The 13483-nt window shown below is 62.8% G+C and carries 7 protein-coding genes; 4 read left to right on the plus strand and 3 right to left on the minus strand.

The window, feature by feature from the left end; all coding sequences use genetic code 11:
- Window positions 1-8 precede the first annotated feature (8 nt).
- A complete protein-coding gene (locus IP79_RS01735; protein WP_054117517.1) occupies window positions 9-827 on the minus strand; it encodes a sulfite exporter TauE/SafE family protein in 819 nt (272 codons plus the stop codon).
- A gap of 322 nt (window positions 828-1149) precedes the next feature.
- Between IP79_RS01735 and IP79_RS01740 the strand changes: the two genes are divergently transcribed.
- The gene (locus IP79_RS01740) at window positions 1150-3747 is read left to right on the plus strand and encodes a TonB-dependent receptor plug domain-containing protein (protein WP_054117518.1); all 2598 of its coding nucleotides are present in this window, start codon (window positions 1150-1152) and stop codon (window positions 3745-3747) included.
- A 52-nt stretch (window positions 3748-3799) separates the two neighbouring features.
- On the opposite strand, the gene IP79_RS01745 is transcribed toward IP79_RS01740, so the two are convergent.
- Window positions 3800-5332: an ATP-binding protein gene (locus tag IP79_RS01745; RefSeq protein ID WP_054117519.1), complete on the minus strand. Its 1533-nt coding sequence runs from the start codon at window positions 5330-5332 to the stop codon at window positions 3800-3802.
- A gap of 79 nt (window positions 5333-5411) precedes the next feature.
- Complete coding sequence (gene malQ / locus IP79_RS01750) at window positions 5412-7415, minus strand: 4-alpha-glucanotransferase (RefSeq protein WP_233994047.1); 2004 nt, start codon at window positions 7413-7415, stop codon at window positions 5412-5414.
- Between the two features lie 182 nt (window positions 7416-7597).
- On the opposite strand from malQ, the gene IP79_RS01755 reads away from it, so the two are divergent.
- The 3 genes from IP79_RS01755 to glgC are packed head-to-tail and all read left to right on the plus strand — an operon-like array spanning window position 7598 to window position 13482.
- Complete coding sequence (locus tag IP79_RS01755; RefSeq protein ID WP_054117520.1) at window positions 7598-10024, plus strand: glycogen/starch/alpha-glucan phosphorylase; 2427 nt, start codon at window positions 7598-7600, stop codon at window positions 10022-10024.
- Complete coding sequence (gene glgB / locus IP79_RS01760; protein ID WP_054117521.1) at window positions 10021-12186, plus strand: 1,4-alpha-glucan branching protein GlgB; 2166 nt, start codon at window positions 10021-10023, stop codon at window positions 12184-12186. Before IP79_RS01755 ends, glgB begins: the two co-directional genes overlap by 4 nt.
- A 36-nt stretch (window positions 12187-12222) precedes the next feature.
- Complete coding sequence (glgC, locus tag IP79_RS01765) at window positions 12223-13482, plus strand: glucose-1-phosphate adenylyltransferase (RefSeq protein ID WP_054117522.1); 1260 nt, start codon at window positions 12223-12225, stop codon at window positions 13480-13482.
- Window position 13483 lies beyond the last annotated feature (1 nt).

A 13483-nucleotide genomic window follows, 5' to 3' on the forward strand; every position in this document is an offset into this window, starting at 1 on the left:
AACAATCATCAGATTTTGGCGATCATCAGCACACCGATGAAAGCAAGATAGAGCCCGAAAACGCGGCGCAGCATTGCGGGGGCAAGATGATGGGCCGCCGCCACGCCCAACGGTGCAAACAGCACCGATGTGGCGATCAGGGCAGCGGCAGCGGGCAGATGGACATAGCCCAGCGAGCCCCAGCCACGCCCGCTTTCGCCCAGTCCGATGAGGATGAAGCCGAGGGTCGCTGGCACCGCGATAATCGCTCCCATGCCGGCGGCGGTGCCGATGGCGCGGTGGATCGGCGTTCCGCACACGGTCATCGTCAGCGTGGTCAAGGTGCCGCCGCCAATGCCGAGCAAGGTGGAAAAAATACCAAGCGCGCTGGCGATCCCGGCGCGAGGTACTCCCGATGGCAAGGCGGCAAACAGCGGTTGGCCCTGACGTTCGGGCAAGAGGAAATAGACCGAAAAAGCCAGCACGCCGGCGCCGAAGATCGCCGCGAGATGAACGCCAGAAACCAGGCTGGCAAAGGCGGTGCCGATGGCTGTTCCTATCACCACCCAGACCGCCCAGCCTTTCAGCAGTCCGAAATCTACCGATCCGCGCTTGGCATGGCTGGCGGTCGAGCGGAGCGAGGTGAAGATGATGGATGCCAGCGAAGTCCCCACGGCCACATGCGCGGTCTGGTCAGGCGCAACGCCGATCACGGGCAGCAGGAACATCAGGGCCGGCACCACCACAAACCCGCCGCCGATACCGAAAATGCCGCCGGCAAAGCCCGCGGCCGCACCGGCCATGATCAAGGCGGGAAGCGCAAAAGCAATCAGAGAGAGGTTGCCCATCGGATGCGAAGAGTAATCCCGTTGCCACGATCTCCAAGCGATTTGTTGCACTGCGGCATGGGGTAAATGCCCCATGGTCGCGGCCTGTCATTTCTGCATGCTCTGTCCCATTTCCGGCAGAAGTGCAGTCTGCGGGAGGGCAGCGGGCGTGAAATTATCACTCTGATTGTGTGATGATTTTGCATCATACGAAAAGCAATGCCCGCAAAATGCGAATAATTATTGCAAATTTATGGCATCGCGACACTTATCTTGCATCGCAGCAAAAAAACAAAAGGTGGTCCCAATGCGACTTCGTGCCCTTCTTCTCGCTTCGCTCGTCATGCCCGCCTCCCCTGCGCTTGCGCAGGAAGCTGATACGTCTTTCGAAGATGCAGGTCAGACGATTGTCGTCACAGGTTCGCGCCGTGCCAACCGCACGGTTGGCGACAGCGCCGTGCCGATCGACGTGATCAGCGCGGAACAACTCAATAATACGGGCTTCACCGAGACTGCCCGCGTGCTGCGCGATCTTGTGCCCAGCCTCAACTTCCCGCAACCTTCGATCACTGATGGCACTGACGTGATCCGTCCGGCGACCTTGCGCGGGCTTGGTGCAGACCAGACGCTGGTGCTGCTCAATGGCAAGCGCCGCCACGCATCGGCTCTGCTCAACATTAACGGTTCGGTCGGGCGCGGAACGCAGGCGGTCGACATCAACTTCATTCCGTCTTCGGCGATCGGCCAGATCGAAGTCCTGCGCGATGGCGCGGCAGCACAATATGGTTCCGATGCGATCGCCGGGGTAATCAATTTCCAGCTCAATAATGCCAGCAGCGGTGCGCGGTTTGCCGCGACTTATGGTGGCTACGTTACCGGCATTGATGGCGTGAACGAGATCGATGGGCTGATCCTGGGGGCGAACGGCCAGCCGACGCTTGCTGCCGATGGCACGCTCGCAGTCAATGATACCGGCAAAAAGCTGCGCGTGAACGATGGCGGCGTGTTGACGCTGTCGTCGAACTTCGGCCTGCCGCTGGGCGAAAGCGGCTTCATCAACCTGACCGCCGAATATCGCGATCGCGACGACACCAACCGCACCGGTTACGACCGGCGCCCGCAATACAACACAGTCGGCGGGGTACTGGACCCGCGTGAGGCGACTTTCGACCGCCGCTCGCACCGCTATGGCGATGCACGGACAGAGGATTTCTCACTGTTCGCCAATATCGGCATCCCGCTGGATGAACAGGTCGATTTTTACGCCTTCGGTGGATATGGCGAGCGTCGCGGTAACTCTGCCGGCTTCTATCGCCGTGCTTCAGACACCCGCAACGTGCCAGCGATCTATCCTGATGGCTTCCTGCCATTGATCACTTCCAAATCGGAAGATTGGTCTATCACCGGCGGGATCCGCGGCGAGCTTGGCGGGTGGGATTTCGACCTGTCGGCCCAGTATGGCCAGAACCAGATCGATTATCGCATTATCAACTCGCTGAATGCTTCGCTCGGCGCGGGCAGCCCGACCGAGTTCGAGGCTGGCGGGCTGACCTATAGCCAGTGGATCAACAATTTCGATGTCAGCCGCGACATCGAAGGACTGTTCGCCCGCACCACGCTGGCTTTCGGGGTGGAATACCGGCGCGAATCCTTCCAGGTCAGCCCTGGTGAGCCGGACAGCTTCCGTTCTGGAGGCGTGACCGTGAACCAGAACAATCCGCTCAACAGCAGCACCGCAGGCGCCGCGCCAGGCTCGCAGGTCTTCCCCGGTTTCCAGCCGACGATCGGCGGGGTTTCGGTTGTCGGTGTCAATTCGCGCGAGAACTTTTCGGCCTATGCCGAACTTGATATCGACGTGATCGAACGCTGGAATGTCCAGCTGGCAGGCCGCTTCGAAGATTACTCCGATTTCGGCAGCGACTGGAACGGCAAGATCGCCACCCGGTTCGAGCTGGCTGACTGGCTGGCGCTGCGCGGCGCGGTATCGACCGGTTTCCGCGCGCCGGGCGTTGCCCAGCAGTTCTTCGCGGCGGCAGCGACCAATAATGTCGCAGGCGTGCTGGTGGATGCCGTGACGCTGCCGGTGGGCAACCCGGTGGCGCAGGCGCTCGGATCATCCCCGCTCAAGCCGGAAACGGCGGTCAACTGGTCGGTGGGCGCGGTGTTCAATCCTGTCCCCCGCTTGAATGTCACGGTCGACTGGTTCCAGGTCGATATTGATGACCGCATCGTTTTGACCGAAAACCTGACTGCGGCGCGCGACGCGAGCGGTAATCCCAGCGGCACCGCAACCCAGCGCGCGATCGCTCAGATCCTGAACGATGCCGGGTTCAACACCATTTCGGCAGCGCGGTTCTTCATCAACGGGATCGATACCCGCACCCGCGGGATCGACGCAATTGCCACCTATGGCATGGACATCGGCAGCGAGGGCAAACTCAATCTGACCGCCGGTTACAACTGGACGCAGAACCGCATCACCGGCCGCAATGATACGCCTGGCGCGCTCAATCAGGTGCCGGGGATCAACCTTTTCGGACGGTTGGAATCGCTGCGGATCGAGCGCGGGCAACCGCGGGACCGCGTCAACCTCGGTCTCGATTACGTGCAGGACTTCGCCTCGTTCACCTTGCGTGGCAACCGTTATGGCCGGGTGCTGGCGCCGGGCAATGATGCCTTTACCGATTTGCCGATTGCACCGGCTTGGGTGATCGACGCCGAAGTGCGGATCGAGCCGGTGAACGGGCTTGAACTGGCGGTCGGATCCAACAACCTGTTCGACAAATATCCAACCGCCCAGCCGACAGGAGTGGGCACCGATCCGGTCACCGGCAACCCCCGCAACAATTCGGCCAACAACTACTTCCTGCCGTTCTCCAGCTTCTCGCCCTTCGGCTTCAATGGCCGGTTTGTTTATGGGCGGGTCAGCTACCGGTTCTAAGGTGCCGCCCTTGGGTTGAATAAGGCCGCTTCGGCAATTGCGCGAAGTGGCTTTATTCAGCCGGGTTGGAAGCGGCCAGTGCCTCGGCACCCGGCACGATGATCTCGCGGTCCCCGCCAAAGTCTTCGCGCACCACGATCAGGCCTTGCCTTTCGAGGTGATCGAGCAGGCGGCGCACCCGGCTGGGCGATGAGCTGCCGTAAAGCCGCGCCAGCTCATCGTCTTCAGGCATCGCTTCGCCAAGTGTGGCGGCAATCACCATCGCGAGATACGGGGCCAGGACATCGTCCTCTACACTTTCCACCAGCTGTTCAACATAGGCACGGGAGGTACCTTCCAGCCGGTCAAGCCCGCCGACGCGGTAGGCGAACAAGCGCCGGAAACGGGTGATGTCGATATGCGCCGATGCCACCCCGCGCTGGCGGCAGCGGATGGCAAAGTCGCGGAACAGCGATGTTGCCGGGCGGAAGGTTGCGCCTTCGCTGTCAGCGATCTCGCGCACCACGCTTTCGGCGCTGTGGCTTTCAATGGGTTCTGTTTGCGACGGCGGGGTAGGCTTGGGAGGGGCAGCAGGCGCCGTGTCATTCGCTGACGCGGTGTCTTCGTCCGGTGCGCGTTGCGGCATGGGCGCAGGCAGCGGGCGGGGCGCGGCAAGCTCGTGTTCGATATCCAGCTTAGGCCGTGGCGGCGGCGGCGCGGCGCGGCGCGGGGCCGGGTCGCTCGCGGCTTCGGCCAGCCGGTCAGTCAGCAGCGCCTCCATCGCATCGCCGTCTGCCTCGGGCAGGGGAAGCAAGCCTTTGCCGCCGCCACGCGATCCGGTGCGCACCGAGCCGACGTTGACTGCAACCGGACGGCGGCTGATCGCCGGGCCAAGGCCCAGAAACTGCCCGCGTTGCAGATCGCGGATGCGTTCGGCCTGCCGCCTGTCCATCCCCAGCAGATCGGCAGCGCGCTGCATGTCGATATCCAGAAAGGTGCGGCCCATCAGGAAATTCGAAGCTTCGGCCGCGACATTCTTGGCCAGTTTGGCGAGGCGCTGGGTGGCGACAATCCCCGCCAACCCGCGCTTGCGCCCGCGGCACATCAGGTTGGTCATGGCCGATAGCGTCAGGCGGCGGGTATCGTCTGTCATCTCGCCCGCAGCAGCCGGGGCGAACATCTGTGCTTCGTCGACCACCACCAGCGCGGGATACCAGTGTTCGCGCGGAGCATCGAACAGCGCGGTAAGGAAAAGCGCGGCGCAGCGGATCTGCTGTTCCACCTCAAGCTCGTCCAGCGCCAGCACCACCGATGCGCGATGCTGCCGCACACGCGCCGCCAGTTCCTCGATCTCGCGCGGGGAATAGGCCGCTCCGTCGATCACCACGTGGCCGAAGGCATCGGCCAGCGTCACGAAATCGCCTTCGGGATCGATGATCACCTGTTGCACTTGCCCTGCGCATTCTTCCAGCAGGCGGCGCAGCAGGTGCGATTTGCCAGACCCTGAATTGCCCTGCACCAGCAGGCGCGTGGCGAGCAGCTCCTCCAGATCGATGGCAATGCGCTGCCCGCCCGTATCCCGGCCAATGTCGATTTGTGCGCTCACCTGATCCGATTAGGCAGGTGCGGCCTTCGCGCAAAGGCGGGATGGGGAGTTTTCCAGCGATTACGGCACGGCTGGGCGATTATCCGGTGATCGCATCGCCATTGGACCGCGCTTCATTGAGCATGGTGCAGCGGCGCGCGGGTGCGGGTTCCGCAAGCAGTTTGGCAATCGGAGTGTCACAGCGGCGCTGCCAATTGGGGTGTTCGGCGATGGTGCCTGGCAGGTTGGGCTGTTCTTCATCCCCCAGCAGGTCTTCCAGCGATACCAGCGCAAGGCATGAAGGCGTGCGGGCAATATGGGCGATGGCGGCATCGACCACCGGGGCAGGATCATCCGGCGCAGGGCGCGGCGCCGTGTGATCGAGTGTCGACCACAACAGCCCGCGATCCCATTCGCGGATGGCCTCGCCATCAGCGCGGGATGTTCCTTCGGGCAGGCGGCCCAGCTTCTCTGCCCAATCGAGATCACGCCCGCGCCACCATCCGGCAACGGTGACGGTGTCATGCGTGCCGGTCATCGCGGTGCTAAGCGGTTCGTAATCGCCCGCGCCGATGAAGCCGTGATCGGCGGCGCGTTCGAACCACAGCACCCGCATTCCCAGCATTTGCCGCTGTGTCACCGCCTGTGTGAAACCGTGCGGCGCAGTGCCGAGATCCTCTGCGATCACAAGGGCATTGGCGCGGTGCGCTTCCAATGCGGCAAGGCGGACGAGATCGTCGAAGGGGTATTGCAGATAGGCACCATCCTTTGTCGCTCCTCCTTCGGGAATCACCCATAACCGCGCAAGGCCGAAGGCATGATCGATCCTCAGGCCGCCGCCCGCTGCCAATCCGGCGCGGATCATGGCGATCCACGGCTCGTATGCGGTCTGGCGCAGGCCATCGGGTGAGAAGCCGGTGATCGACCAGTTCTGCCCCAGCGGTCCGAGCGGATCGGGCGGTGCGCCGATTGTCAGCCCGTCCAGCATCGCGTGCCGCAGTGACCACGCATCGCTGCCCGATGGATCGACCCCCACGGCCAGATCACCGATCAGTCCGATGGCCATCCCTGCGTCTTTGGCCGCAGATTGCGCGCCAGCCAATCCTTGCCGGGCGAGCCATTGGACGAACAAGTGGAAGGCGATTTCATCCGCGTTTTCAGCGCCAAAACGGCGCGCAGCTTCTCCCGCAGGGTCGTGGAACGCGGCAGGCCAATCGCGCCAGCCATGCGCGCCCGAGGGGCGGAAGTGGCAATCGAGCGCGTCGAACAGCGCGTGGCGACGCAGCATTTCATCGCCCTCCGCAGCAATCGTGACGCGGCGATCGGGATCGAGTGCGGCGAACACATTGCGCAATTCGGCAAGGCGGCGGGGCAGGGCGCTTGGCCAGTCGATCAGCGGCTCGCCTTCGGCAGAGGGAAAGGGCGGCAAGCCCACCAGCGCCGGATCACCCAGTGCGCCGTTGAGGAACAGGCGGCTGGACGGGGAATAGGGGCTATACCCCTCGCCATTGCCGGGGAACAGCGCGTGTACCGGATTGATCGCCAGCGCATCGGCCCCTGCCGCGCCAAAGGCCCGCGCTGCCGCGGCCAGTTCGCCGAAGGTGCCGAAGGGCGAAGGGGCTGCGCCCTTCAGCGCCGGGATCTGCACCGACACGCCCCATGGGCGGCGCGGAGCTTGTCTGGGCAGCGGGCAATGCGGCGGCGCGACCGCCAGCCGCGTTGTCCTGCCATCCAGCGCGAGGTGGTAGTATCCCGGTGGTGCGATCACCGTTAGCCGGTCGCCATCAACTGCGAGGGCGCTGGTGACGCCGTCCTCTCCGGTGATTTCGGCGCGGCTGGCAGCAAAGGGCAGGGTGATGACCGCGCCTGCATCAGCCACCAGCATTGCCGGTAGGACGGTGTGCCGTTCCTGAACCAGCGCAAGGCTGCGAAGGATTTGGCGTTCGCTGGCGGTTTCGTGGCCCAATGCCGCCAGCACCGCTGCCAGCGCGGCATCGCCGACCACCTGCCGACGGCCTTCAACATCGGTCCATTCACGGGCAACACCGCTGGCCCGGGCCATTGCGTAAAGCTGCTCCATCGCCGCCTCCTTTGCCTCCCGCATCGGGCGGCATTGGGCGTCTGGCAAGCCGGACGCAGCGTTTCTGCCCCATGAATACGCCCATGAATACGATTGTCAGACCAATTCGGCGATTGCTGCGTTGCATCACAACCGGTTAGTGTACGGCAAGGGGCATCAGGGGCGAGCCCTCCACTCGCGCCGTTCAACAGGGGAATGCACGCCGGATGACAACCAGCGCCAATGGCAACAAGACCGAAAAGGCCGCCGAACTCGAAGCCCGTATTCTCGGCGCTCTGCACCACCGTGTCGGCAAGAACGAACGCGCTGCCAAGCCGCATGACTGGTATAATGCATCCGTGCTGGCGCTGCGCGATGATATCATCGACAATTGGTTCGCCTCCACCGCGCGCACCCATGATGCAGGCGGCAAGCGGGTCTATTACCTCAGCCTCGAATTCCTGATCGGGCGGTTGCTGCGCGATGCGCTGTCGAACCTCGGCATGACCCGCGAGATGGAAGCGGCGCTGCGCGAACACGGACTGGATCTTGCACGACTGGAGGAGCTGGAGCCTGACGCAGCGCTCGGCAACGGCGGGCTGGGGCGGTTGGCGGCCTGCTTTATGGAAAGCCTGGCGACCCTTGATATTCCCGCTTTCGGTTACGGCATCCGCTACATCAATGGGATGTTCCGCCAGCGGATCGACGAAGGCTGGCAGGTGGAGTTGCCCGAAACCTGGCTGGCGCATGGCAATCCGTGGGAGTTCGAGCGCCGGGAAAGCGCCTATTGCGTGGGCTTCGGCGGCGAAGTGACTGGCGAAGGCGGTGCAATCCGCTGGAACCCGGCGGAGAAGATCGAAGCCACTGCGGTCGATACGCCGGTGGTCGGCTGGCAGGGCAAGCGGGTGAACACGCTGCGGCTGTGGACGGCCAATGCGATGGACCCGATCCAGCTTGATGCCTTCAATGCGGGCGACCACGCAGGCGCGCTGGCCGCGCAGGTCAAGGCGGATAGCCTTGTGCGTGTGCTTTATCCGGCGGACTCCACCCCCGCAGGGCAGGAATTGCGGCTGCGGCAGGAGTTCTTCTTCTCCAGCGCCAGCATTCAGGACATCGTTCGCCGGCATGTGCAGTATCACAGCGACGTGCGCACCCTGCCCGACAAGGCAGCGATCCAGCTGAACGATACTCACCCTTCCGTCGCGGTGGCGGAGCTGATGCGGCTGTTGAAAGACGAACACGGTCTGGCGTTTGACGAGGCGTGGGACATCACCCGCCGCACCATCAGCTACACCAATCACACCCTGCTGCCCGAAGCGCTGGAAAGCTGGCCGTTGCCGCTGTTCGAACGGCTGCTGCCGCGCCACATGCAGATTATCTACACCATCAACGCCCGCGTGCTGCGCGAGGCGCGCAAGGCCGGACTGGACGATGCGGCCATTTCCGCGATCTCGCTGATCGACGAACATGGCGAACGGCGCGTGCGGATGGCCAACCTTGCTTTCGTGGGCGCGCATTCCGTTAACGGCGTGGCGGCGCTGCACACCGATCTGATGAAACAGACGGTGTTCGCCGATCTGCACAAGCTTTATCCCGAACGGATCAACAACAAGACCAATGGGGTCACCCCGCGCCGCTGGCTGCACCAGTCAAACCCGCGCATGACAGGGCTGGTGCGCGAGGCGATCGGTGATGGCTTTCTGGCGGAAACCGAACAGCTCGCTGGCCTGTCCAAGTTCGCTACAGACGCTGCTTTTGCCGAGCGGGTGGACGAGGTTAAGCGCGCCAACAAGGTCGACTTGTCGAACCACTTGCGCGAACTCACCGGCGTGAGGCTTGATCCCGATGCGCTGTTCGATGTCCAGATCAAACGTATCCACGAATACAAACGCCAGTTGCTCAATCTGATCGAGACGGTGGCGCTGTATGACCAAATCCGCAGCCATCCGGAAAAGGACTGGGTGCCGCGCGTGAAAATCTTCGGCGGGAAGGCCGCGCCGACCTATCACAACGCCAAACTGATCATCAAACTCGCCAACGACATCGCCCGGCGGATCAACTCCGATCCCAGCGTGGGCGAGGTATTGAAGGTGGTATTCATCCCCAATTACAACGTCAGCCTTGCCGAACGGATCATCCCCGCGGCTGACCTGTCGGAACAGATTTCCACCGCCGGGATGGAGGCATCCGGCACCGGCAACATGAAGTTTGCGTTCAACGGGGCGCTGACCATCGGCACATTGGACGGCGCGAATATCGAGATCATGGAGCATGTCGGGCGCGAGAATATCGTGATTTTCGGACTGACGGCAGAGGAAGTCGCCGCGCAGCGCGCCAATGGCTATAACCCGCGCGAAGTGATCGAAGGCAGCGGCGAATTGGCGCAGGCCGTGCATTCGATCGCAACCGGCGTGTTCAGCCCCGATGATCCGTCGCGCTATGCCGGGCTGATGGACGCGCTTTACACATCGGACTGGTTCATGGTCGCCGCCGATTTCGATGCCTATGCCGCCGCCCAGCGCGATGTTGACCGGCGCTGGTGCGACCGGCCCGCGTGGCGCAAATCGGCGATCATGAATATCGCCAATGTCGGCTGGTTTTCATCCGACCGCACGATTTCCGAATATGCCCGCGAGATCTGGGGTGTGATGTGAAACCCCCGGCAAGCGCCATCGCTGCACTGCTCGATGGGTCGCATGCCGATCCGTTTTCGCTGCTGGGCCCGCACGAAGGGCCGGAAGGCACCTTTGCCCGTGTGATCTTGCACGGGGCGGAAGAAGCCGAGGCGTTTTCGCTGAAGGGCGGCAAGCTTGGGAAATTGACCCGCGTCGATCAACGCGGGGTGTTCGAAGGCCGGCTGCGCGGCAAGCCCAAGCCGGTCAAATATCACTGTGGTGGCGGTGGCAACGAATGGTGGGTGACAGACCCCTACAGCTTCGGCCCGGTTCTTGGCCCGATGGACGATTTCCTGATCGCGGAAGGCACCCATTTCCGGCTGTTCGACAAGCTGGGCGCGCATGTGATCGAGCATGAGGGGGCAAGCGGCGTCCACTTCGCCGTCTGGGCGCCCAATGCGCGCTCCGTGAACCTCGTGGGCGATTTCAATGGCTGGAACGGGGCCGCGCACATGATGCGCCGACGCGTCGATATTGGCGTGTGGGAAATTTTCATCCCCGATATCGGCGCAGGCACCGCCTACAAATACCGCATCACCGGCCCGGATGGCACGGTGCTACCCCTCAAAGCCGACCCTTTCGCCTTCGCCAGCGAGCTTCGCCCCAAGACCGCCAGTATCGTCGCCGTGCCGGGCAAGCGGGAATGGGGCGATGATGCCCACCGCGCCCACTGGGCCAGCGTCGATCCCCGGCGCGAGGCGATTTCGATCTACGAGGTCCACCCCGGATCATGGCAGCGGGACGACAATGGCTGGTTCCTCACATGGGATGCAATGGCCGCGCGCCTGATACCCTATGTGACCGACATGGGCTTCACCCACATCGAATTTCTGCCGGTCAGCGAACACCCCTATGATCCGAGCTGGGGTTACCAGACCACCGGGCTTTACGCGCCATCCGCCCGCTTCGGCGATGTCGAGGGGTTCGCCCGCTTCGTCGACGGCGCGCACCGCGCAGGCGTGGGCGTGCTGATCGACTGGGTGCCCGCGCATTTCCCGGTGGACGATCACGGCCTCGCCCGGTTTGACGGCACGGCGCTGTATGAACACGAAGACCCGCGCCTCGGCTTCCACCCCGACTGGAACACCGCGATCTACAATTTCGGGCGCAAGGAAGTGCGCTCCTTCCTCGTCAACAACGCGCTGTTCTGGGCCGAGCAATATCATGTCGATGGCCTGCGCGTGGATGCCGTCGCCTCGATGCTCTACCGCGACTATTCGCGGAAGGACGGTGAATGGATCCCCAATGCCGAAGGCGGACGCGAGAACTGGGAAGCAGTCGACTTTATGCGCGCCACCAACCGCGCTTTGTATGGCAGCCACGCAGGGGTGATGACGATTGCCGAGGAATCGACCTCGTGGCCAGGCGTATCGCAGCCCGCTTTCGACGAAGGCCCGCGCACCGCATTGGGCTTCGGGTTCAAGTGGAACATGGGCTTCATGCACGACACGCTGCAATACATGGCGCGTGATCCGATCTACCGGAAACACCACCACGACGAGATCACCTTTGGCCTCGTCTATGCCTTCAGCGAAAATTTCGTCCTGCCGCTGAGCCATGACGAGGTTGTGCACGGCAAGGGCACGATCCTTGGCAAGATGAGCGGCGATGACTGGCAGCAATTTGCCAACCTGCGCGCCTATTATGCGATGATGTGGGGCTATCCCGGCAAGAAGCTGTTGTTCATGGGGCAGGAATTCGCCCAGCGCCGCGAATGGAGCGAGGAGCGCAGCCTTGATTGGGACTTGCTTGATGCGCCAGCACACCGCGGCGTTTCAAACCTGATCCGCGACCTCAACCGTCTTTACCGCGAAACGCCAGCGCTCCACGCCCGCGATTGCGAGGGGGAGGGTTTCGAATGGCTGATCGCTGACGATGCCGACAACTCTGTCTTTGTATGGCTGCGTAAGGCTCCGGGCGAGGCGCCGGTAGCCGTCATTGCCAATATGACGCCCGCGCTGCACACCCATTACCGTCTGCCTCTGCCGCATGACGGGACATGGGCCGAAGTGCTGAACAGCGATGCCGAAATCTACGGCGGCAGCGGCAAGGGTAACATGGGACAAGTCACCGCCGAAAAAGGCACGGCGCATATCGTACTGCCGCCGCTCGCCACGATAATGCTGCAATTCACACAATAATAAGGCGCAAAGCCAGAACCACGGGGAGAGAATGGGATGATCGAGATGACTTCGGGCAGGCCGCTGGCGCGTGACGCCATGGCCTATGTGCTGGCAGGTGGACGCGGCAGCCGGTTGATGGAACTGACCGACAGGCGCGCCAAGCCGGCGGTCTATTTCGGCGGCAAATCGCGCATCATCGATTTTGCCCTGTCGAACGCGATCAATTCCGGCATCCGCCGCATCGGGGTGGCGACGCAGTACAAGGCGCACAGCCTTATCCGCCACATGCAGCGCGGCTGGAACTTCATGCGGCCCGAACGCAACGAAAGCTTCGATATCCTGCCCGCCAGCCAGCGCGTGTCGGAAAACCAGTGGTACGAAGGTACGGCCGATGCGGTGTTCCAGAACATCGACATCATCGCCGCCCACGCGCCCAAATACATGGTGATCCTTGCGGGCGATCACATCTACAAGATGGACTACGAACTGATGCTGCAACAGCACGTCAATTCGGGCGCGGATGTGACTGTGGGGTGCCTTGTGGTGCCGCGCATGGAGGCGACCGGGTTCGGCGTGATGCATGTGGACGGCGCGGACAACATCACCGCCTTCATCGAAAAGCCCAAGGATCCGCCGGGCATTCCGGGTGATGAAAGCATGGCGCTGGCATCCATGGGTATCTACGTTTTCAACACCGATTTCCTGTTCGAACAGCTCCTCAGGGATGCCGACGATCCGGCTTCGGGCCGCGATTTCGGCGGCGATATCATCCCCTATATCGTCAAGCACGGCAAAGCGGTGGCCCACCGCTTCACCAACAGCTGCATCCGTGCGGCGGAGGAAATCGAGGAATACTGGCGCGATGTCGGCACGCTGGATGCCTATTTCGAAGCCAATCTCGATCTTACCGATACCGTACCCAAACTGAACCTGTATGACCGCGACTGGCCGATCTGGACGGACGCCATCGTCGCCGCGCCGGCCAAGTTCGTGCATGACGAGGACGGGCGGCGCGGTTTTGCGGTTTCATCGCTGGTGTCGGGCGATTGCATCATATCCGGCAGCGAGGTGCGGCGCAGTCTGCTGTTTACCGGAGTAAAGATCGGCAGTTATTCCAACGTCAGCGAGGCGGTGATCCTGCCCTATTGCAACATCGGGCGCGGTGCGCGGCTGAGCAAGGTGATCATCGATTCCGGCGTCCGCATCCCTGAAGGCATGGTGATCGGCGAAGACCCTGAATTGGACGCCCGCCGCTTCCGCGTTTCGGAAAAAGGCGTGGTGCTGGTTACCCGCGACATGATGGCGAAACTGTAAC

Origin of the sequence: Porphyrobacter sp. AAP60 (assembly GCF_001296025.1) — a bacterium.
Classification (GTDB): domain Bacteria; phylum Pseudomonadota; class Alphaproteobacteria; order Sphingomonadales; family Sphingomonadaceae; genus Erythrobacter.